We start from the raw sequence: 23,840 nt of genomic DNA, 5'->3' as shown, positions 1-23,840 counted from the left end.
ACGCAACTGAAAATTTATCTGCATCGTAAATCAAAAATTATTCCATATAGCTGGAATTGTCCCAGCAATGCGTACACAATTGCTCCTTAGGCAAGCCGATAGCCTGTACCAAATCGTCCAATCGCTGGAATTGTAACGAATCAAGCTGCAAATGCTGACACATCACTTTTACCATTTCCTTGTACTTATCTGAATCAGGGTCGGAATACGGTTTCAAAACTTCTTCCGTCAACTCGGAAGTACCTTCCAAATCACGTATCACCCGGCGGGCAAACAAATCGAATGTTGAACGCGATGTCGAAAAATTCAGAAAACAGCACGGATAGATCAACGGAGGACAAGCAATACGGATATGTACCTCTTTCACCCCGCACTCCCGTAACTTCACTACATTGTCTTTCAATTGTGTCCCCCTGACAATCGAATCATCCAGAAAGACAATACGGGCTCCCCGCGTAAAGGCTTCATTCGGCAAAAGCTTCATCTTCGCTACCAAATCACGCATACTCTGATTTTGAGGCATAAAACTACGCGGCCATGTAGGAGTATACTTTACAAAAGGTCTTTTATAAGGAATTCCTTTGGCATTCGAATAACCGATCGCATGTCCGACCCCCGAGTCCGGGATTCCGGCAGCAAAATCCGCTTTCAGCTCATCCCTCATAGCCATTGCAGCCCCACAACGATAACGGGCATCTTCCACATTTATACCCTCATAATAAGCCGACGGATAACCGTAATACACCCAAAGAAAAGAACAAATTTGTTTCCGGCAACCGGCAGTGATGATCGGAGTAACGCCGTCTTTCGAAATCCGGACAGCCTCTCCGGGGCCCAGATCCCGCACAATCGAATACCCCAGGTTGGTAAACGAAGAACTTTCACTGGCTACAACATAGCCGAATTCGTTTTTACCGATAATCACCGGTGTACGTCCGAATTTATCCCGGGCAGCATAAATACAACTATCCGTTAATATTAAAAAAGAACAAGACCCCTTGACTGCATTATGTACGATCTCAATCCCTTCTTTAAAAGTTTCCCCTTTATTAATCAATATGCTCACCACCTCAGTCGGATTGATCGACGATCCGGATAACTCCGCAAAATGAATCTTTTCAGCCAGCAATTTTTCCGCAATCTCGTCTATATTATCGATCCGCCCCACCGTCACAACCGAAAAACGTCCCAAATGCGAAGTCACGGTTATCGGCTGGGATTCCAAATCACTGATTACCCCTATTCCCAAATAAGAATCCTTGAATCTTTCCAATTCCGGTTCGAACTTATTTCTGAAATAAGCACTTTCTATACTATGGATGGAACGAACAAAATCCTGTCCGTTATAAAAAGCCATACCTGCTTTTTTAGTACCGAGATGAGAATGATAATCCGTACCATAGAAAACATCGGCAACACACTCTTTGCGTGACACGCAGCCAAAAAATCCGCTCATAAATACTTTTTTAATGATCCGCGGCAAAAATACAACAAATCCGATACAATAAAAATAGCATTAATTCAGTCTTTTCATTTTATTTTTTAAAATCTTCCACTATATTTGTGGGTATAAAATAAAAAAATTTATGAATACAGTGTTAATGATCGGTACGACTCAACTCGTCGTTATTGTGTTGGTGGTATTATTACTTTTTGGTGGTAAAAAGATTCCGGAATTGATGAAAGGGCTTGGCAAAGGTGTCAAAAGTTTCAAAGATGGCATGAACGGCCTCGATGAAGAAAACAAAAATGACAACAAAAATAATACCGAGAAAGAGAAATAATCAGCAGTGGAAAACCCGATGGAGGAGGAAAAAGAACAGAACATGACTTTCTGGGATCATCTGGATGAACTCAGAAAAGTCATTTTTCGTATTGCTATTGCCGTTGTATCGGTTGCTGTTATTGCTTTCGTCAACAAACAACTGCTTTTCGATATCATACTGGCTCCCCACCGCTCCGACTTCATTACCTACAGGGCCTTATGCCAATTGGGCCAGCTACTGCATATACCTTCCATCTGTCCGGAAGATTTTCATGTAGAATTAATTAATATACAACTATCTTCCCAGTTCGTGGTTCATTTAAGTGCAGCCTTCTATGCCGGCCTGGTCATCACGTCGCCCTATATTATTTATCAATTATTCAGCTTTGTCAAGCCTGCATTATATGAAAAAGAGAGAAAATATTCAACATTGACGCTCATTGTTGCATTCATCCTGTTTTTCTGCGGCATTCTATTAAATTATTATGCAGTGTTCCCCCTTTCATTCCGGTTTCTGGGGACCTACCAGGTAAGCGAAATCGTCGCCAACAAAATTACACTGTCATCTTACATGTCTACATTTACAACACTGTCGATTGCTATGGGTGCCGTATTCGAAATTCCGGTTTTGGCTTTCTTTTTCGCTAAAATCGGACTTGTCACCCCCAAACATCTGAAAAAATACCGGCGGCATGCTCTCGTCATCATATTGATTGTTGCAGCAATTATTACCCCTCCCGACCTCTTCAGTCTTTTCCTTTTAGGCATACCGATGTATATGCTTTATGAACTAAGCATCTGGGTGGTACAAAAAGTCACCAAAGATAAAACGGCCTGAGTGACAAAGCCGATAACAAATTATAGATTGTAAATTGCCTGACAACTGATCTGTTATCAAATTCTTTTAATCTAAAATCGTCAATCTAAAATTTTCTTTAGCGTTGGCTTGTGCACTCAATCTAAAATCGTAAATCATAAATCGTAAATCATAAATTTATACGTTTCCGAACAATCTGTTTCGTTTTTGAATTTACGGTTTTCAACGGTTTTTCTCGTATCTTTGTCTTCTCATCAGCATCAGTTTGAAGTATGAAAATGTGTATAGCAGAAAAGCCGAGTGTCGCGAAAGAAATTGCCCATGTGATCGGAGCCACCGTTCGCCGGAACGGGTATATGGAAGGGAACGGGTATTGTGTTACCTGGACATTCGGACATTTATGCAGTTTGCAGGAGCCTAACGAATACACAGAAAAATGGAAACAATGGAACCTGAGTGTTCTCCCCATGATCCCCTCTAAATTCCGGATCAAGCTTATCGACGACGAGGGCATCAAAAAGCAATTTGCCATCATAGAAGAACTCGTCTCAAAAGCCGAAATGGTCATCAACTGCGGAGATGCCGGCCAAGAAGGAGAATTGATTCAACGCTGGGTGTTGACAAAAGCCAAATGCAACGTCCCGGTCAAACGCCTGTGGATATCGTCACTGACAGAGGAAGCCATCCGGGAAGGCTTCGATAAGCTGATGGAGTCAAAAGATTTCGATACGTTATATGCAGCAGGGTCGGCACGGGCAATCGGCGATTGGCTACTCGGAATGAATGCAACCCGGGCATATACCTTAAAATACGGTAACGGAAAAAACGTTCTTTCGATCGGGCGGGTACAGACTCCGACCCTCGCGCTTGTCGTCGAAAGACAAAAAAACATTGAAAATTTCAAGCCCGAAACGTATTGGGAAATCCGGACCGACTACCGGGGAGGCTTATTTTCCTATACCCGCGGCCGCTTTAATACAAAAGCCGAAGCCGAAGCTTTACTGGAAAAAATCCAGACACAAGAATTGGAAATTCTCAGCATCGAACGTAAAAAAGCGATGGAAAGTCCTCCGAAACTATTCGACCTGACCTTGCTGCAGGTGGAATGCAACCGGAAATATGCATTTACAGCCGACAATACGCTGAAAATCATCCAATCGCTTTACGAAAAAAAGCTGACCACCTATCCGCGTGTAGATACAAACTTCCTGCCCAATGACCAATATGCAAAAGTCCCGGGTATTTTGAAAGGATTAAAGCCTTACGAAAACTTGGTGCAACCGATTTTAACAGGTGGTAAAATCAAAAAATCGTCTAAAGTATTCAACGATAAAAAAATTACGGACCACCACGCCATCATTCCGACCGGCGTATTCAGTTACGATATGAGTCCGGACGAAAAAAGAGTCTATGACCTCGTCGCCCGGCGTTTTATCGCAGCCTTTTACCCCGATTGTGAGATTGCCAACACAACAGTTATGGCAAAAACCGGTGAAGAGGAATTCAAAGCTACCGGGAAACAAATCATCGATCCGGCCTGGCGTGTTGTTTTCGGCGTAAATACAGATAAACAGAACGACGAGAATGTACTCCCGGTATACGAAAAAGGAGAACACGGCCCGCATACCCCCGAAATTCTGGAAAAAGAAACCCAACCGCCCAAATATTATACGGAAGCGGATTTATTACGTGCAATGGAAACTGCCGGCAAACAAGTCGAAGACGAAGAATTGCGCGATTTGATGAAAGAAAACGGCATCGGACGTCCGTCTACCCGGGCCGGCATTATTGAAACATTACAAAAACGGCACTATATCCGTAAAGATAAAAAACGCCTCCTGGCAACGCCGACAGGCATAGAACTGATCGATACGATACAAAACGATTTATTGAAATCGGCCGAACTGACAGGGCAATGGGAGAAAAAACTCCGGATGATTGAAGACGGCAAATACGAAGTCAATGGCTTTATGGAAGAACTCAAAGTCATGGTAAACGAAATCGTCCACCGGGTGAAATATGCCAGCGCAAAAACCATAACCGTAGTTCCGGAAGAAGAAGAAAAGAAAAAAACGACAGAGAAGAAAAAACGGACAGCTTCTACGGCAACCCCCGCTCCCGTACTGATCTGTCCCAAATGCGGACAAGGCAGCGTAGTAAAAGGGAAAACGGCCTGGGGATGTACCCTCTACCGAAAATCCTGTGATTTTTTAATCCCGCTGTCCATACACGAAAAAAAGCTGACGCAAAAACAAATAGATACCTTGATACAAAAAGGCAAAACGGGAACAATCAACGGTTTTAAAGACGAAGCCGGAAACAGTTTCAACGGCATATTAAAACTGGACTCCAATTATCAGCTATACGTAGAACGCCCTAAAAACTGAATTGCAAACGGCCTTGAATAAAATTAACGGACTCTTTCCCGTTTACGGCGTATTTATCCGTAACCATATAAGTATAATTCAGGCGGACAGCCACATATTTATTGATAAAATAATTCGCGCCTAAAGTAATATCCTGCTCTTTTCCTCCCATTATTTCCGCCTTCCGGTCATTCATACTGGTAACATTATACCTGAACAGCAGTTCGAGATTGGAAGCAGCCGGATTATCTACCCATCCCTGTGCCCGGTTATAGGTATATTTCCGGTCGCCTAACAACAGGTATCCGACCTGTACATATCCTCCTTTACCCGTATAATCAGGGGCACCAGCCCGATTTACATGAGCCACCAGACACTCGCTTTGCAAATACGCTCCTTTATAAAGTAATATCACATCCGTTCCCCAACGCCACTGATTTATCATATCCGTTACCGAGGCCCGAAGAAACTGATTTTCATCTTTCTTCAATACGTTTGTCGGCGCCCCGGCTTTGTATATCAATTCCTGCCTTTCCGCTTTATCATGTTCGCTAAAACGGGCAGACAATCCGATATGTAACAACTTATCTTCATCGAAAACCGGACGTCCGACCCATTTTCCGACAAGCGTATATCCCTCATTCAAACCTTTATTATTATCGACATCACTATCGCTGAAAATTCCCCCGGCTACCGTCCAGCGAAGCTTATCATACATATAGCTGAAACCGATTTTCCGCCTGTCACCGAAAGTACTGTTTGTCACCGACATATTCATCAAACGGTAGGTTGTCGTCGCAACACGGTTCTCTATTCCGAAAAGTTCAAAATAATGTCCGGCTCTCAAGGTATGGGCCCCCTGATGATAAGCAACATAAACATCTTTCAAAGAAACTTTACTTTCTGAAAAACCGATTTCTACCCGTCCCTGCCAATTAGTTAAAAAGCGCATCACGACCCCCAATCGCAAATCATTTATAACCACACCGTTTCCCATTTCCGTCGAATCACTGAAAAATGCCCCACCGTCAAATAAAGCCCGGCCGATCACCCGCCATTCGAAATCTTCTTTCTCCGATTTTACAAATCCCTGGGTTTTCCCCGACAACGGTAATAAAAAACAAATGATAAAAAATAAACAAACTTTTTTACTCATACACTTATCGATTGGTTTCCGATATATTCATAAATTATTCCTGCTTCAGCCCCTGCATTTTAATCGTAAATCCAGAATAAACGACAATTCCGGTTACTTTTCAACCATCGCATTTGCTTTTTCCACAGCTTCCTGGATATTGCTGCAAATATTTTCCTCTCCGATTTTACCCGACAATTCCGATTTCATAAGTACCTTATGTACTTCTTCATTCACACCTGAAAGGACAATCCGTATTTTTTCCTTTTCTGCCAAACGATACAAACTTTCCAAATTATGCAATCCGGTCGTATCCATAAAGGGTACTTTACGCATACGGATAATCCGGACTTTAGGCTTATCTCCCAATATCTTCATACACTCGTCAAACTTATTGGCGATTCCGAAAAAGAACGGTCCGTCTATCTCATAAACTTCCACCCCCTTTTTCAAATTCAGCTTTTCTTCCTCATGCAATATTTCACCTTCCGAAGAAAGGTCGAGACGATCTTTCACGACAGACACCTTCGTCGTTTCACTCATCCGTTTCATAAACAGCAACATCGCCAGCAACAATCCGACCTCGATAGCAATTGTAAGGTCAAAAATGACGGTCAAAAAGAAAGTGGTCAATAAAACGGCTACATCCGATTTTGAATTTTTAAGTAAAGAACGAAATGTCCGCCATTCGCTCATATTATAGGAAACAATAACCAATACCCCTGCCAGACAAGCCATCGGAATATGCTTTGTCAAAGGACCTAAAAACAACAATATCAATAACAAAACGACCGCATGTATAATTCCGGCCACCGGAGTACGCCCTCCGTTGTTAATATTCGTCATCGTCCGCGCAATAGCCCCGGTTGCCGGGATACCGCCGAAAAAGGGCACAATCAGATTGGCAGCCCCCTGGGCTATCAACTCCGTATTCGAATTATGCTTGTCCCCGGTCACACCGTCAGCTACCGTAGCCGATAATAAAGATTCGATAGCCCCTAAAATAGCAATCGTAAAAGCTGCAGGAAAAAGCAAATGGAGCGTTTCCATATTTACAGAAAGCATCGTCGGCTGAGGTAAAGACGCATTGATTTCAAACCGATCCCCAATCGTTTCTATTCCTGTCATCCCCGCATATTTCTTCAACACATAAACGGCAGCCGTCATCACAATAATAGCCACCAGAGAGCCCGGCACTTTTTTCGATAATTTCGGTGTCAGGACAATCAAAAGAATACTGCCGATACCAACCACCATCGACCCGATATTGATCGTAGACACATACTCAAAATAAGCTCCCCACTTGGATAAAAAATCAGCCGGAACAGCCGTCATCTCCAAACCGAATAAATCTTTTATCTGTGTCGTAAAAATCGTCAAAGCAATACCGCTGGTAAATCCGACAATGATCGGATAGGGAATAAATTTGATCACGGTCCCTAACTTCAACGCCCCCATCAGCAACAACATAATACCTGCCAGAACGGTAGCAATAGCCAATCCTTCAAAACCGAATTGCTGGATAATACCGTATACCACGACAATAAAAGCCCCTGTAGGTCCCCCGATCTGCACCGTACTTCCTCCCAAAAAGGAAATGATAAACCCGGCAATAATAGCTGTTATCAATCCCTGCTCGGGACTTACCCCGGAAGCAATACCAAAAGCAATAGCCAACGGTAAAGCCACAATACCTACAATAATACCGGCCATCAAGTCGGTGAAAAATTTTTTCCCTGAATAATTCTTCAATGTCAGAAAGAATACAGGCTGAAAATCAAATTTATTTTTCATATCAGACAATTGATCCTAAGCATCCCATACCGGGATATAAGTAAATGAGTGGCAAAATTATATAAAAAATCATAATCTCATAAATTTATCCGGGCTCTCTTTCCCTTTCCGATGTGTTAGTTACCTTTGTAAAAAATTTATCCTATGGAAAAACAAATCATTGAAAACACCCTGAAAGCTCTACAAACCAATAACTTTGACGTCTATCGTGCAGAAAATACACAAGCCGCCCGGAACATCTTCTTTTCTGAAATTTTCGGCAAATTATGTCCGGCAACGGTTAGCTGGGGAGATTCCGAAACCGTGAAAGCCTGTCATATTCTGGAAGAACTTGAAAAAAATACAGAAATTGCCTTAATCCATACATTCGGAAAACACATGAGCAGGGCACAAAAAATATATCAGCGCCGTCAGGCTTTGCAAGCCGATTTATTTCTTGCCGGCACCAATGCCCTGACTCAGAAAGGCCAGCTTGTAAATCTCGATATGATCGGAAACCGTGTAGCAGGCATTACCTTCGGGCCGAAAAATGTCGTACTTTTCATCGGGATTAACAAAATCGTTCCCGATCTGGAATCCGCCATGCAAAGAATCCGGACCTGGGCCGCACCACAGAATATACTCCGTCATGAAGGCTTTAATACTCCCTGCCGGAAAACCGGAACGTGTATGGATTGCCGTAGCCCTCACCGGATATGCAATACCTGGACCATCACTGAAAAATCGTGGCCGGCCGGAAGAATAAAAATTATATTGATTGACGAAGAACTGGGCATTTAACCGAAAATCAAATCCCCCCAATTATTGTAAAACCGGAACGGTCAAAAACCATCTCCATCTTACAGATTACATTATAACATGAAAATCAAAGGGAATTGGAAAGAGTTATTACCCGATAACCGCACGGCCTTATCACAAATCTGGGTATCCCTAAAAACCCGGAACTTCAGATTGTACTTTTACGGCATGTGTGTTTCCCTGATCGGTACCTGGATGCAACAAATCGCTATGAGCTGGCTGGTTTACAAACTAACCGGCTCTGTATTCCTGCTTGCTACGATCACGTTCATGGCGCAAATTCCCATATTACTGGCAACACCGTTTATGAGCGTTCTGACCGACCGCTTTAACCGACGGAATATACTTTTATTCACCCAATCCCTATCGGCCCTTCAGGCACTGATATTAGCTGCACTCACCCTCAGCGGACAAACAGAGGTATGGCATCTGATGGTTTTGAGCCTGCTCATCGGTTTGATTAATGCTCTTGATAATCCGACCCGCCAGGCTTTTTATCCCAGTCTGGTTGCTCCGGATCATCTGGGAAATGCCATCGCTCTAAACTCCGCTGTTATTAACGGGTCCCGGCTTATCGGCCCGGCCATCGGAGGAGTACTCATCAATCTCTTGGGAGAAGGTATTTGCTTCCTGGCAAACGGTATCAGCTATCTGGGAGTTATCATAGCCTTACTTTTTATGCACCTGGCCCCACAAGGAAAAAAGAAGCTAAAATCAGCCATTTCCACAGATTTAAAAGAAGGCTTCCATTATGTGACCAGTAATATTCCTATCCGTACCTTACTCCTGATGATGACGGCAATCAGCTTTTTCGGACTCCCCTTGGTCACCTTTATCCCGGCATACGTAAAAGACATTCTTTCAGGAGACAGTCAGATGTTAGGACTATTACTTTCCTGTATCGGAATCGGCTCTTTCAGTGCTGCCATATTTCTGGCTGCCCGGAAAAGCGTCGTAGGGCTGGGCAAGGTCGTCACCCTGGCAGCCATTATACTCGGCATCGCCCTTACCTTCTTATCCTTTATTTCCACACCCTGGCTGGCCACCCTTGTCTGTATACCTGCCGGATTTTCCATCATTCTCACTGTCGCCTCCATCAATACGCTTCTGCAAACCCTTTCCGACGAAGATAAACGAGGCCGTGTCATGGGTTATCTGGCCATGACATTTACCGGAATATCCCCCATCGGAAGTATGGCACTCGGTTACATTGAAAAATACACCGGTTTGGAAAATATTATCCTTATCTCCGGAATTTTTTGCATACTGTCGAGTATGATTTTTGAACATTATCGTCCGCTCGTCCGGAAACATGCCCGCCCCGTATACATAAAAAAAGGCATCATTCAGGAGATTGCCGTCGGAATCAACCGGTCCGAAAAATTTTAAAAAAATCTCCCCAAGAAACCCCAAAAGGGAAAATACCGTATACCCCAAGGGATCAAAAACGACCTCGATTTACAATGTCAGATCAGAATGGAAGGTTTAATCGTTGACATTATAGCTTCTGATACATATGCCAGTCAGCGGCTAAACCTTTAACTACATCAAAATCGATCCTTAAAGCTTCCATGAGCTTTAAGGACTTTAAAGACATCAACCAATAAAACAGTAACAATGAAAACAGTATTACACAAAGCCAATACACGCGGACATTTCGATCACGGTTGGCTACGTACATCACACACATTCAGTTTTGCAGACTATTATAATCCCCAACGCGTCAACTTCGGAGCACTACGCGTATTAAACGATGATTCCATCGATCCGGGCACAGGCTTCGACTTCCATCCTCATAAAAACATGGAAATCGTATCCATACCTTTAAGCGGAGCATTAAAGCACGGGGACAATATGGGAAATGAAACCGTACTTCACCAGGGTGAAATACAGGTTATGAGTGCCGGCACGGGTGTCGTACACAGTGAGCACAACGCGAGTGCAGACAAAAAAACCGATTTCTTACAAATCTGGGTTATTCCAGACCGGATGAACGTCACCCCACGTTACGAAACCGCCCGTATCAGTAATCTCATTCGCCGCAACGAAATCACAACCATCGTATCTCCTTACCCCGGCACTGACCGGGGATTATGGATTTACCAACAAGCCTGGTTCTCCATCGGCGAGCTGACGAAAGGCAGCGACCACATTTATCATTTCCGGTCGCCCCACAGCTTCGGAGTCTATATCTTCGTCATCGAAGGTACTGTCGTCGTCGAAGGACAAGAACTACAACGTCGTGACGGACAAGGTATTTACGATACGCAAACCTTCGGTATCAAAATCAAAGAAGACGCTAAAGTCCTCTTTATTGAAGTCCCTGCAGTAGAGTAAAAAACACGGAGTTCAGTTTTCTGAACTCCGTACTTATCTCAACCCGCAACATCTAATTTAAAATATAAGGGAGTGTAAACCAGAAACGAGAGCCTTTCCCCTCTTCCGATTCGACCCCGATCTTTCCATGAAGACGCTCGATAATACTCCGGCAAATCGACAAGCCTAAGCCGGTTCCCTGTACGAAGTCATCCAGCTTAACGAAACGTTCGAATATATCGTCAAGCTTTTCCCGGGGGATTCCAATACCGGAATCCTGTACATAAACCAGTAGCTCTTTATCTTCCAGCAACTCATAACCGATTTTAATGAAGCCTTCAGAAGTAAATTTGATGGCATTCGTTACAAAATTACCGATTACCTGACGAATCCGATATGCATCGGAAAATATATGGTATTCCGGTAAATCCGAATCAAAGGTAAATTCTACCTCCTTACCGACCTTCATACTCAAAGATTGCCGGATATCCTGACAAACTTCATATATATTTACATCCGTATAATTAATATCGACACTTCCGGATTCTATTTTCGACAAATCCAGAACATCTGAAATCAACTGCAACAAACACTCGTTATTCTTTTGAACAATACTCACGTATTGCTTACGTTCTTCCACATCTTCCGTTTCCAACAGTAAACTGGAAAACCCGACAATAGCATTCAACGGAGTCCGGATTTCATGACTCATATTAGCAAGAAATGCAGACTTCAACCGATCCATCGTTTCAGCCTTATTTTTCGCTTCAATTAACTTTAACTCCGTCTCTTTTTGCTCCGTCACATCGTAATTCACGCCGACAATCTCCACCTCCCCTTCTTTCGGCCGGTATACCGTTACCATCGTATTCACCCGAAGCCAACGCCACCCGTCTGCAGTTCCGGGTTTACGTACACGAATTTCAGCCTTATAGCTTTTCTGTTTTCCGGCAATGGCATTTTCATAAAATTGAAAAATATATTTCCGGTCATCCGGATGAATGTAGTCATAATTAGAAAGAATATCCTTCAACTCTTTGTCAGATTCTTCTCCTATATTCTTATACCACTGTTGAATAGCGTACCCTTTTTTCGTAATCAGATTGACTTTGACATAACCTATTTTGGCATAATCCGAAATCAGAAGAAAATAATTTTCAAAATCATGAATGCGGGTAATAGCATCGTGCTCTTTCGTATTATCGATATTAATCAGAAGATAATGGATAAAATTACCCTGTGCATCATACAAAGGACTAATCTTTGAATACAAATCGATTTTACCTTTGCGGACACTGGAATAATACCTTTCTCCTTCCACATTCTTAAAAGAATAAGAGAGCCGGAAATCGACCGGTTCATTATTACGTACCTGTTTTTTTATACTGACCGGGACATTCGGATTGGCAAAAAAATTCAAACCGAGTGCAGATTCCCGGGAAACACCGAATATTTCCAGATCCTTATGATTCAAATCAATCAGACAGCCATCCTTATCATATATCTCGATTCCTATCGGACAACTGTCGAAAATATTTTTAAACATCCGCTGACTACGCTCGATAACCTTATCTGCCTCGATAGCTGCCGTAATATCCAGCAGCAACATAACCACTTCGCCCATTTCCGGAGAATAAAGAATACCATGGCAATACTTTCCGGAAGCCGGATAATACAAATCGATTTCCCTGTGTTTATTTTCCTTACAAAGTTGTACCAACATCTCCGTATTTATTCCATCTCCCAGTTCGAGGGTCGAAACCTGCCGCCCGATATAATCCTGCAACGGTTTACCCGTAAACTTAGCCCCCAATTCGTTAACATCCGTCAAACGACAATCGAACGTGTCATTCTCCTTATCTTTTACAAAACTTATCCGAAGATATCCCATCGGAATATGGGTATACAGATTGTGCAGGAAACGCCGTTCATAGATAGCGTTATCCTTGGCTTTACGAAGCTCGATACAAATAGAAATGATATTGGCCAAAGAAGTAAACCAATGATAATCCTGCCGGCTCCATTGACGGGATCCGGTAACGACATCTATACCGATGTATCCCCAGGTTTGCTCTCCGCTGACCAAAGGGACGACCATCAAAGAATTAATCCCCTGATCGACTAAAATGCGTATTTCCTCCTCTGTTACCTCCGGCGGGAAATCAGCCATCGTATTAAGTACAATAGGCCGCAGTTCTGCCATCTGGCGATTCCACCACGGTGTCATATCCGTACTCAAATTCTGTAGCAAATGCATCTGAGGCGCTACGTTACCATTAACGACCTCATATGTATTCCGCTGGATATGCCTGGCGTTGTCATACTCGAAAATATACGCCCGTCCCCCTTGAAATTGCTTCAATATAGCTGCAAGAGTCGAATTAATGACTTCATCGATCTCCCCGTTTCGTAAAAAATCGAGCAAATAGCGGGAAATCGCATTTTGCTGATACAGCAAATTATTTATACGCTCAGATTCCATACCTGCCGGCCCACCCTTTTCAAGCGATTCGATTCTCTGTATATAGCCGAGTACGCTCTTCTGATTTTCCTGTTTACCGGCACAACTGTCAAGGTATAAATGCAACCATACATTTCCGGAAGGCGTTTTTACAGGAAATTTCACATCCAATACAGCTCCGCATAAAAGAAAACCGAATTCCTGGGAAACCTGTTCCTGATAATCTTCCCTGACCTTTTCAATAAAGCCGGAGGAAGGAAGCCATTCTCCGGGCAGTCCCAACAAAGCAACCAGCTCCTTAGAAAACAACCATACATTCTTTTCCAACTCAAATTCACACCAACTAATTCCGGCCAATGAAACGATTTTCCGGAGACGTATTGTTTCATCCATTAATTCTCTCGACATTATTTAGCTATTTCTTTGAACAAAGATAGTTTTTTACAACAACCGAAACAATATAACAAAAAAAACAGTTGCCCGTTATCCGGGCAACTGTTCATATTGATAAATCGGCAACCTTATTATTTCTTTGCCAACTCAAGAAGGATATCCATAACCTGAATAGCACTCTTGGATACTTTCGTACCGGGTCCGAAAACGGCAATAGCGCCGGCATCAAACAAGAATTGATAATCCTGGTGAGGGATAACACCTCCGACATATACCAGAATGTCTTCACGTCCCAGTTTTTTCAATTCTGCAATAACAGCGGGTACCAGCGTCTTGTGTCCGGCAGCCAAAGAAGAAACACCGATGACATGCACGTCATTTTCGACAGCTTGTTTGGCAGTTTCTTCCGGAGTCTGGAACAACGGTCCCATATCTACGTCAAATCCCATATCGGCATAACCGGTAGCTACAACTTTAGCACCGCGGTCATGACCGTCCTGACCCATTTTTGCAATCATGATACGCGGACGACGTCCCGTCAATTCTGCAAACTCATCAGTCAATTCTTTCGCCTTTCTGAAGTCATCATCTTCGTTGGCAACACTTGAATATACTCCGCTCACGGTTCTGATTACTGCTTTATAACGTCCGACAACTTTTTCACATGCATAAGAAATTTCACCCAAAGAAGCACGCTTCTTAGCTGCATCTACTGCCAATTCGAGCAAATTACCTTTACCCGTTTCCACACATTTGGTAATAGCCTCCAGAGCAGCTTCTACCTCAGCCTGATTCCGGTTAGCCTTCAATTCTTTCAAACGGGCAATCTGTGCCTCACGTACGGCAGTATTGTCGATCTCCAGAATATCAATCGGGTCCTCTTTATCCAAACGGTATTTATTCGTTCCGACAATCGTCTGCTCACCGCTATCGATGCGGGCTTGCGTACGGGCAGCAGCTTCCTCGATACGTAATTTCGGAATTCCGGATTCGATCGCTTTTGCCATACCTCCCAGTTTTTCAACTTCCTCGATATGTGCCCAGGCTTTCTCTACCAACTCCTGAGTCAGGCTTTCCACATAATAAGAACCGGCCCACGGATCAACAGCCTTACAAATGGTAGATTCTTCCTGAATATAAATCTGGGTATTACGGGCAATACGTGCCGAAAAATCAGTCGGCAAAGCTATCGCCTCATCCAAAGCATTGGTATGCAGGGATTGGGTATGTCCCAAAGCAGCTCCCATAGCCTCGATACAGGTACGTCCTACGTTATTGAACGGATCTTGTTCTGTTAACGACCAGCCTGAAGTCTGTGAGTGGGTACGCAGAGCCAATGATTTCGGGTTCTTCGGATTGAATTGTTTGACAATCTTAGCCCACAATAAACGACCGGCACGCATTTTGGCAATCTCCATAAAATGGTTCATACCGATAGCCCAGAAAAATGACAAACGCGGAGCAAAAGCATCGATGTCCATTCCGGCATTTACTCCGGCACGCAAATATTCCAATCCGTCTGCCAAAGTATAAGCCAATTCAATGTCGGCAGTAGCACCTGCTTCCTGCATATGGTAACCGGAGATTGAAATTGAGTTGAATTTCGGCATATTTTTGGACGTATACTCGAAAATATCGGCAATAATTTTCATCGAAAATTTAGGCGGATAAATATAAGTATTACGCACCATAAATTCTTTCAAAATATCATTCTGGATCGTACCGGACAACTGATCCAGCGTAGCTCCCTGCTCCAGTCCGGCAACAATGTAAAATGCCAATACAGGCAGCACAGCACCGTTCATTGTCATAGATACAGACATTTTATCCAACGGTATCTGGTCGAACAAAATTTTCATATCCATGATCGAATCGACAGCAACCCCGGCCTTACCGACATCCCCGATTACACGCGGGTGATCGGAGTCATAGCCACGGTGTGTAGCTAAGTCGAATGCCACAGACAATCCCTTCTGACCGGCAGCCAGATTACGACGATAGAAAGCATTGGATTCTTCTGCCGTAGAGAATCCGGCATACTGACGAATTGTCCAGGGTTTCAGCGGATACATAGCTGAATACGGTCCACGCAGATAAGGAGGAATACCGGATACATAATCCAGATGCTCCATTCCCTTCAAATCTTCTGCAGTATATACCGGTTTCACCGGTATCAATTCCGGTGTCGTCCAGTTTTTAGCGATATGGTTGGCTTTTTCCCATTCCGCAGCATTGGCGGTAGCCTTTTCGGTCGCTTTAATATTTATATCTTTAAAATTCGGTTTCATCGTTTTTTGATTTATGATTTACGATTTATGATTTACGATTACAAGGCCGTTTCACCTCCATCGAAATCCAAAATCTAAAATCTAAAATTAATTAAATTCCCACTTTCTGCTGATAAGCTTTCAGTTCTTCCAATACATTGTTCTTAACGTGTATGTAGTTCAGAAGACCTTTAGCCTCCAATTCGGGACGGCTTTCCGGATTACCGGCAACTACGACAACAGCCTTATCTTTCAGTTTCTCTAAAACTTCCGGAGCAAATCCTGCATATTCGTCATCGGCACCGCACAATACGACAATAGCGGCCTTATTTTCCAGACAGGCTTTTACACCTTCATCCACAGTTTTAAAACCGTTATTATCCATTACCTGGAATCCGGCACAAGCGAAAAAGTTACATGCAAATTGAGCACGGGCCTTACGCATTGCCAGATTACCCATCGGAAACATATACACAACCGGACGACCGTTTTTAGCGGCATACATATCGGTTTTCAAACGCAAAGCTTCAAAAGCCTGCGCTCCACGATAGGGCTTCAACGTCTCTACCATAGCTCCTTCTGCTGTATGATCCTCCGGTTCGAGAACGCAGGAACAAATTGCCTTTTCAATCTTCTCATTGAAATTCGGGAACTGATTCGTACCGACAAAATTTTCTTTCCGTTGAGCGATGGCCAAATCCCGGGCCTGTGCCGTTGCTTTTATAGCAGCCTGAACAAAACCTTTTTTGAAAGCTTCTACATATCCGCCTTCTTCCTGCACTTGTAAAAACAATTTCCAGGCAGCCTCGGCAATATTCTCGGTCAACTCTTCAATATAATATGAACCGCCGGGCACATCGGCAATTTTAGCAAAATGAGACTCTTCTTTCAACAACAACTGTTGATTGCGAGCCACACGTTCTCCCAATTCGGAAGGTTCACATTCATATATATAATCATACGGATGTACCAGATAAGAATCTACACCGCCCAAAATAGCCGACATAGCTTCTGTTTGCGTACGCAACATATTTACATTCGGATCATAAACCGTCTTGTTCCACTCTGAAGTCTCGGAATGGATGTTCATCTTGCAGACACAATCACAGGAAGGATTATAGGCCTTTACGATATGAGCCCACAAATAACGGGCAGCACGCAACTTGGCAATCTCCATGAAATATTTGGAACCTGTAGCAAAATGGAAACGAATATGAGGAGCTACATCGTTTATACTCATCCCGGCATCCGTCAGCTTATCCAGATATTCAACTCCGGCAGCCAAACTGAACCCCAACTCCTGTACGATAGAAGCACCTGAGTTATTGAATACATATCCACCGACTTCAATTGTTTTGAAATTTTTGAAATCCAACATTTTCTCCGTATTTTCTTTCGGAGCACCGAAAGGATTCTCACAACAGATTTTTCCTTTCAATGTCAGATTGGTCAACGGATCGATATTGATTCCTCCGTGTATTTTTTCCGGAGCGATACCGCGTTCCGCTACAACAGCCTTGAAAGCATCGACTACCGAACATTTTTTACATTCACAGACAAAATTGATTTCTACACACTCCAGACAAATATCCTTCAGCAAAGCCTCCATATCAGCCTTACTGAATTCGCGACAACCGGTGAATATAAATCCCAAAGAATTTACACCGCGGTTCAGCACATCCAAAGCTTTTTTATTTGCCTCAACAATATTATCAACTTTAATGTCCTGACGAACATACCAGTCGTTATTATCTTTCTTGTTACCTCTGACGAAAGGGAATTCTCCCGGAAAGCAATCAAGATTTTTCAGGTCTTTCATGTTTTCTAACCGATACATCGGCTGTACATCAAAACCTTCATTGGTTCTCCATACAAGCTTTTTATTAAAATCGGCCCCTTTTAGGTCGACAGTAACTTTGTCCACCCACTCCTGCATTGTGTTTGGCGCAAATTCACTGAAAAGCTTCTGATTTTCTTTTTCTGCCATAATTTATATATTTAACTGTAACTGTTTATTGTAAAAAACGAACAAATTTAAGCCTTTTAGGGGATTAAAAAAATTATTTAACGCCTTTTTTCCGTATTTAAAACGTTTGGGGAAACACATCGCCGGTCGTAAATGGCAGAATACAAATGTTCGAATTGACAATAAAATGAACCCGCACCCAAATTCATTCAATTGAAAATCCGGAATTAATCTTTTTCTTATTGCTTTACGAAAAGTATCTTGTTGGTATCATATCCGCGTGTACACGCCTTTGTCAACAGCATCGTCAGTGTATCTGCCGGTATTTTAGGCGTACGGCTCAATATCCATAAATATTTGTCGGAAGAGCTTCCGATCATCGCATAAGTATAATCGATCTCATCCAGTTCCAACACATAGTAATCACTATACAAAGACAGGAAAAAAGCGACTTTCAGCTTACCGGGCTCCTCCGGATCGGGTAATTTGGCTTTCCCTTTTGCCGTATGCCACTTTCCCTTCCGCCATCCCCGGTTCTCTACAGCTATTTTCCCATCCGGCAGAAGTGTATAATCGGCAGTCACCCACTCCATATTCCGCTCAAAACGATGATCGAAACGGGCAATTTCATACCATTTTCCCATGTAACGATTCAAATCCAAATGTCGTACCGTACTTTTATCTATCGCCATTCCCATAATCCATTTTTTATCCTGTTTACGGAAACGGGAAGCAGGAAGTTAAGTCAAATAAAGAAGATACTTATCCCGATTGCCGTATAAATAACGACTTCAGCCCAATTCATCCAATAAGCGACCCCCGGATTTTTCATAAATCCGGCGGATAACCGATCTGCCAGCACGGCGACGGCAGAAAATACGACAAGTGCCTGCACAATAAATACGCCCCCCAACACCAACATCTGTATAATCGGATCGCCTTGCCGAATATCTATAAACTGAGGGAAAAAAGCCAAAAAAAACAGAATTACCTTCGGATTTAAAATATTCATCAAAATACCCCGTTTATATAATTGCAGCGTGTGCTTTCCTTCTTCTGTAAATCTCAATTCAACCCGATTACGATTGAAAAAGGCCTTTACTCCCAACCCAATCAAATAAGCAGCTCCGGCAAATTTAAATACGGTAAAAGCAATATCCGAACCGGCAACCAGAGCAGATACCCCTAAAGTAACCGCAGCAATATGAAAAAGAAGCCCGGTACATAAACCGGCCGCAAATACGACAGCAGCTTTCCGTCCCCGGGTAACCCCCTGCGTAATAACGAATAAAATATCGGGCCCCGGCATGAGAGTCAGCAATACGGCAGCACTGATAAATCCACCTAAATTCATCCTGGTAAGCTTAAAATTCCGACGGTAAATTTAAGTTATATAACTTAAAAAACTATTTTTGTACATCACTAAAAATAATTTCAATCATGTCTGTACTTCTGATTCTGGGTATTATCCTCATCGTTTTTATCGTAATGTACAACTCTCTTGTACGCAAACGCAATGAAACAGCAAACGCATTCGGCTCCATCGATGCCATGTTGAAAAAAAGATTCGATTTAATTCCGAACCTGGTAGCTACAGTACAGCAATACGCCAAATACGAAGAAAGTACTTTTTCCCAAATTACAGCCCTTCGCAACCAAGCATACGATTCACTTTCAGAACAGCAAAAAACTGAATTCGACCGGAATTTCAATGAAGTGAAAAAGAATTTCTTCATGCTGGCAGAAAATTATCCGCAACTACGGGCTTCGGAAAATTTCATGCACCTGCAACGGACATTGAATGAAACAGAAGAGCAACTGTCCGCTTCAAGGCGTACATACAACGCCAGCGTAACCGACTATAATAATGCTGTCATGACTTTCCCGTCCAATATAATCGCCAATATGTTCGGCTTTAAAACCAAAGAGATTCTGACTCTTCCGGAAGCAGAAAAAGTAACCCCTCAAATAAAAGATCTGTTCCAATCCTGAAAAACAAATACTCCGTGTATAACTAACCGGTATATTCATAGCATAACAACTTTGTATTTGGGCACATCACATAAAATACAACGCAAAATTTTATAAATAAGCCAATGGACCTAATGTAATGGTACAAGATTTCAATTCTGTATATTCCCGAATCGAACCGTCGATCCTGCAACTGGAAGAAAAAAGAAAAAAATTAAAGGCACAGGGCTGTAAAAAAGGAAGTATCGCCGGAGGGATTCTTTTCCTGATAGGCATCATTATATCGGTATGCGCCGAAGGAGGATGGCTGGGGGCAACGATTGCCTTCATTATCGCCCTTCTCGTTGTATTCAGCTATATCAATGCGCAATCTGCAGAATTATCTGCTTATTATAAGAAAAACATTATCTCAGTCCTCCTCACCTCGCTTTGCAAGGATATCCAGTATCTCCCGGAAAGCGGTATTTCCCGGACGACATTTTCTGCAACCGGATTATTTGCAGCAACACCCGACCGATACCGTTCCGAAGACAGGATCAGCGGACAACTCGATAAAACTACCTTCGATTGCGCAGAAGTTATTGCCGAAGAAAAAAGAGTCACCACCGATTCCAAAGGACGTCGCTCGGAACATTGGGTCGATATCTTCCGGGGATTCTTGTTTATGGCTGATTTCCACAAAAATTTCAACGGTCAAACCATTGTTTTCCGGAATTCATGGTTCAAACTACATTCCGGAGGCCGCCGCGTAAAACTGGAAAACCCGGATTTTGAAAAAAACTTCGATGTCTATTCAACGGATCAAGTTGAAGCCCGCTATATTCTGACCCCTGTCATGATGGAAAAATTATTGGCCCTGGACCGGAAGTTTCCGGGTAAAATCACCGTCAGCTTTTTCAATTCCCAGGTTATCATTGCCATTCCGGACTCCTGCAATCATTTTGAAGCCGGCATCTGGCGTACCATGAAAAACCAAACCATCGAAAAAGAATTCCATACACTTGCAGCTTTAATCGGTATTATCGACGACCTGAACCTGAATTTAAGGATATGGAGCAAGGAATAAACAAAAACGGGAAATGTCCGTAAGTACAATCAACAACACGAAAATACTCCGGTTTCTTGATCTTTCTGTCCGGATAAATTTTAACAATTTATTATGCTACTAAACATTCTTTATCTGTTACTGGGTTTTGTCATTCTGATATACGGAGCCAATCTTTTAGTCGACGGAGGGTCCGCATTGGCTTTCCGGCTAAAAATACCCAATATCGTCATCGGTCTGACAATTGTTGCTTTCGGCACATCCGCGCCGGAATTAGTCGTCAATGTCATCTCTTCCCTGGAAGGGAAATCAGAACTGGCACTAGGTAATGTCTTGGGAAGTAATATTTTCAATATTCTATGTATTCTTGGGGTCACGGCAACCATTTATCCCATAGCCATAAAAAAAGCAACCACATGGATTGAGGTACCCCTGGCCGTATTTGCTGCATTTTTACTGCTGATCATGTTCGGCAACAACCATTGGCCTACCCCCACTCCATATGTAATCAGCCGCATAGAAGGAATTATATTGCTCTGTTTTTTCGTTTTCTTTATCACCTACACATTCATCCTGGCCAGGAAAGGAGAAGCTGAAGAAATTAAAATAAAACCGTATTCATTACCGAAATCCATCGTCTTTATCCTGCTTGGCCTTACCGGACTCATCCTCGGCGGACGCCTTTTGGTGAGCGGAGCCGTACACATCGCCGAGAACCTCGGCGTTTCCCAACGTATCATCGCCATTACAATTTTATCGATCGGCACTTCCCTGCCGGAACTGGCAACGTCCCTGATTGCAGCCAAAAAGAAAAACGTCGATCTGGCAATCGGAAATGTCGTCGGATCAAATATTTTCAATACATTTCTGATCCTCGGAATATCCGGCGTAATAACACCCGTATCCATGTCTTTGGACAACCTCACAGACATATTCGTCAATTTGCTGGCAACCTTGCTTTTGTTTACATTCATTTTTACAGGAAAAGGCCGGAAAATAGAAAGATGGGAGGGCATTATTTTTTTAATCTTCTATATCGGATATATGATCCTGTTGATATACTAATATCGATACTACGAAGAATGACGTCCGATCAACCGGAACAATTACAAATTCACTCTGTCTACAATTAAATATTCCTTTGCAATCAACCTGACAGAAAATAATTACCTTTGCTTGCCGAAAGCAGTTCATTTTATTGTCCGACTTATGAAATGGCAACTCTGTATATAGCTTAAATGCTTCGGGAGGGCCGGGGAATTGATCTTCGGCCGTTATTTCCGTACCCTTCATTCACAGAGTTTTTCAATTACATTTCAATTCCGATTCACAGCATTACAACCGGTAATGCTTGAGAGTCATACCCAATGAAGTCAAATCATGAACTATACATACAAACAAATATGGCTTATCAACCTGCCCATAATGGTAAGCCTGCTTATGGAACAATTGATCAATTTTACCGATTCTGTTTTTCTGGGACATGTCAGTCCGACAGCCTTAGGGGCATCAGCACTCGCAACAATGTACTATACGGCTATTTATATGCTCGGTCTGGGATTCAGCCTGGGCATACAGGTTGTAATTGCCAGAAGGAACGGAGAACGAAAATACACGGAAACCGGCCGGGTATTTTATCAGGGATTACTACTTCTGTCCCTTTTTGCCATTGTTATTTTCGGATTATCCAAACTATTTTCCCCCGCCTTGCTTCGGATCGCCATCACGTCGGACAGCGTTTACCGGGCTACACTGCAATACATCGAATGGCGGGATTATAATTACCTGGCTGCCTTCCCACTATTGGCCATACGTGCTTTTTTCATCGGAACGACACATACCAAAATCCTTACGCTCAATTCGGTGATTATAATCCTCTGCAATATCCTGTTCAACTATCTGCTAATTTTCGGAAACGGAGGGTTTCCCCGCCTGGGAATCAGCGGAGCCGCAATCGGATCATCACTTGCAGAATTCATCGGCCTGCTGTTTCTGATTCGGCATATACAACAGGTTGACGGCAAACGATATGGATTAAGTGCAATTTTTGATTTTAAGTTATCACTTCATCTCATCAGTATATCTGTGTGGACGATGGTACGCTCATTCTTTTGTATTGCTCCCTGGTTTCTCTTCTTTGTTGCCATTGAACATCTGGGAGAATCTGAACTTGCAGCAGCAAACATTGTAAGAAGCATTTCCATGTTATTCTTTGTAATCGTCAATTCATTTGCCACGACAACAATTTCTCTGGTCAGTAACCTTATCGGCGGAAAACAGACTTCAGACGTAATACCTGTTTGCCACCGTAGCATCCTGTTGACCTATACAACAGGTATCCCGCTCATTCTGTTAGCATTCGCTTTTTCAGAAGACCTTTTACAGTTGTTTACCGACGACAGAGCAGTTGTTCAAACGGCATTTTATCCCTTTTGTGTAATGCTTTCCACATTTATTATCTCTGTACCAGCATATACCTATTGCAATGCCGTAATCGGTACCGGAAACACAAAAATAGCATTCGTATTTCAAATGATAAACATAATGCTCTATCTAGTCTATCTGTTTATATTAACAAATACCCCGGGTATTCCACTCGCCGTATTCTGGACCTCCGAACAGGTATACGTCACTGTATTATTTGTACTGTCTTTACTGTATCTCCAAAAAGGAAAATGGGAAAATAAACGCATTTTAAAATAAATAGTAGATTTACGATTGTAGATTTACGATTAAATGAATCTGA

The 23,840-nt window shown here is 42.7% G+C and carries 17 protein-coding genes and 1 pseudogene; 10 read left to right on the top strand and 8 right to left on the bottom strand.

What is annotated here, in order from left to right; all coding sequences use genetic code 11:
• Positions 1–37 precede the first annotated feature (37 nt).
• Entirely contained in the window at positions 38–1,456 is a 1,419-nt protein-coding gene (locus tag DD657_RS11355; RefSeq protein ID WP_021989102.1) for an amidophosphoribosyltransferase, read from the bottom strand.
• Positions 1,457–1,601: 145 nt separating this feature from the next.
• Between DD657_RS11355 and tatA the strand changes: the two genes are divergently transcribed.
• The 3 genes from tatA to DD657_RS11340 all read left to right on the top strand — a co-directional run bounded on the left by tatA (position 1,602) and on the right by DD657_RS11340 (position 4,969).
• On the top strand, positions 1,602–1,784 hold the full coding sequence (tatA, locus tag DD657_RS11350; RefSeq protein WP_068692403.1) for a twin-arginine translocase TatA/TatE family subunit: 183 nt from the start codon (positions 1,602–1,604) through the stop codon (positions 1,782–1,784).
• A gap of 18 nt (positions 1,785–1,802) precedes the next feature.
• Positions 1,803–2,603, top strand: coding sequence for a twin-arginine translocase subunit TatC (gene tatC, locus DD657_RS11345; RefSeq protein ID WP_021989104.1), 801 nt, complete (start codon positions 1,803–1,805; stop codon positions 2,601–2,603).
• A gap of 251 nt (positions 2,604–2,854) precedes the next feature.
• Positions 2,855–4,969, top strand: coding sequence for a type IA DNA topoisomerase (locus tag DD657_RS11340; protein ID WP_287049932.1), 2,115 nt, complete (start codon positions 2,855–2,857; stop codon positions 4,967–4,969).
• Here the strand turns inward: DD657_RS11340 and DD657_RS11335 are convergent.
• Together DD657_RS11335 and DD657_RS11330 are read right to left on the bottom strand one after the other, a co-directional pair.
• Positions 4,959–6,104, bottom strand: a complete 1,146-nt coding sequence (locus DD657_RS11335; protein WP_021989106.1) for an OprO/OprP family phosphate-selective porin — start codon at positions 6,102–6,104, stop codon at positions 4,959–4,961. The genes DD657_RS11340 and DD657_RS11335 overlap by 11 nt on opposite strands.
• A gap of 93 nt (positions 6,105–6,197) precedes the next feature.
• Entirely contained in the window at positions 6,198–7,877 is a 1,680-nt protein-coding gene (locus DD657_RS11330) for a SulP family inorganic anion transporter (protein WP_021989107.1), read from the bottom strand.
• Positions 7,878–8,021: 144 nt separating this feature from the next.
• Between DD657_RS11330 and DD657_RS11325 the strand changes: the two genes are divergently transcribed.
• From DD657_RS11325 to DD657_RS11315, 3 genes are all read left to right on the top strand, one after another.
• Positions 8,022–8,657, top strand: coding sequence for a lactate utilization protein (locus DD657_RS11325; protein ID WP_287049929.1), 636 nt, complete (start codon positions 8,022–8,024; stop codon positions 8,655–8,657).
• A gap of 78 nt (positions 8,658–8,735) precedes the next feature.
• Positions 8,736–10,064, top strand: a complete 1,329-nt coding sequence (locus tag DD657_RS11320) for an MFS transporter (protein WP_021989109.1) — start codon at positions 8,736–8,738, stop codon at positions 10,062–10,064.
• A gap of 228 nt (positions 10,065–10,292) precedes the next feature.
• Positions 10,293–11,012, top strand: coding sequence for a pirin family protein (locus tag DD657_RS11315; protein ID WP_287049928.1), 720 nt, complete (start codon positions 10,293–10,295; stop codon positions 11,010–11,012).
• A 52-nt stretch (positions 11,013–11,064) separates the two neighbouring features.
• On the opposite strand, the gene DD657_RS11310 is transcribed toward DD657_RS11315, so the two are convergent.
• The 5 genes and pseudogenes from DD657_RS11310 to DD657_RS11290 all read right to left on the bottom strand — a co-directional run bounded on the left by DD657_RS11310 (position 11,065) and on the right by DD657_RS11290 (position 19,432).
• Positions 11,065–13,860, bottom strand: a complete 2,796-nt coding sequence (locus tag DD657_RS11310) for a sensor histidine kinase (RefSeq protein ID WP_287049927.1) — start codon at positions 13,858–13,860, stop codon at positions 11,065–11,067.
• A 116-nt stretch (positions 13,861–13,976) separates the two neighbouring features.
• Positions 13,977–16,133, bottom strand: a complete 2,157-nt coding sequence (scpA, locus tag DD657_RS11305; RefSeq protein WP_021989112.1) for a methylmalonyl-CoA mutase — start codon at positions 16,131–16,133, stop codon at positions 13,977–13,979.
• Between the two features lie 91 nt (positions 16,134–16,224).
• A complete protein-coding gene (locus DD657_RS11300; RefSeq protein WP_021989113.1) occupies positions 16,225–18,099 on the bottom strand; it encodes a methylmalonyl-CoA mutase family protein in 1,875 nt (624 codons plus the stop codon).
• 218 nt (positions 18,100–18,317) lie between these two features.
• Positions 18,318–18,761: pseudogene (locus tag DD657_RS11295) on the bottom strand (lipocalin family protein); the annotation flags it as partial.
• Between the two features lie 62 nt (positions 18,762–18,823).
• Positions 18,824–19,432 (bottom strand): LysE family translocator, encoded by a 609-nt coding sequence (locus tag DD657_RS11290; RefSeq protein WP_021989114.1) that lies wholly within the window; start codon positions 19,430–19,432, stop codon positions 18,824–18,826.
• Positions 19,433–19,518: 86 nt separating this feature from the next.
• Here DD657_RS11290 and DD657_RS11285 point away from each other — a divergent pair, with 86 nt between their 5' ends.
• From DD657_RS11285 to DD657_RS11270, 4 genes are all read left to right on the top strand, one after another.
• Positions 19,519–20,070 (top strand): LemA family protein, encoded by a 552-nt coding sequence (locus DD657_RS11285; protein ID WP_287049926.1) that lies wholly within the window; start codon positions 19,519–19,521, stop codon positions 20,068–20,070.
• A gap of 118 nt (positions 20,071–20,188) precedes the next feature.
• Complete coding sequence (locus tag DD657_RS11280; RefSeq protein ID WP_021989116.1) at positions 20,189–21,115, top strand: DUF3137 domain-containing protein; 927 nt, start codon at positions 20,189–20,191, stop codon at positions 21,113–21,115.
• A 93-nt stretch (positions 21,116–21,208) separates the two neighbouring features.
• A complete protein-coding gene (locus tag DD657_RS11275; RefSeq protein ID WP_021989117.1) occupies positions 21,209–22,159 on the top strand; it encodes a calcium/sodium antiporter in 951 nt (316 codons plus the stop codon).
• Between the two features lie 315 nt (positions 22,160–22,474).
• Entirely contained in the window at positions 22,475–23,797 is a 1,323-nt protein-coding gene (locus DD657_RS11270) for an MATE family efflux transporter (RefSeq protein ID WP_287049925.1), read from the top strand.
• Positions 23,798–23,840 lie beyond the last annotated feature (43 nt).

The organism is Culturomica sp., from assembly GCF_003524185.1.
GTDB classification, from domain to species: Bacteria; Bacteroidota; Bacteroidia; order Bacteroidales; family Marinifilaceae; genus Culturomica; species Culturomica massiliensis.
Note: the sequence above shows the minus strand (reverse complement) of the source record. Positions and strands in the feature narration are given on the sequence as shown.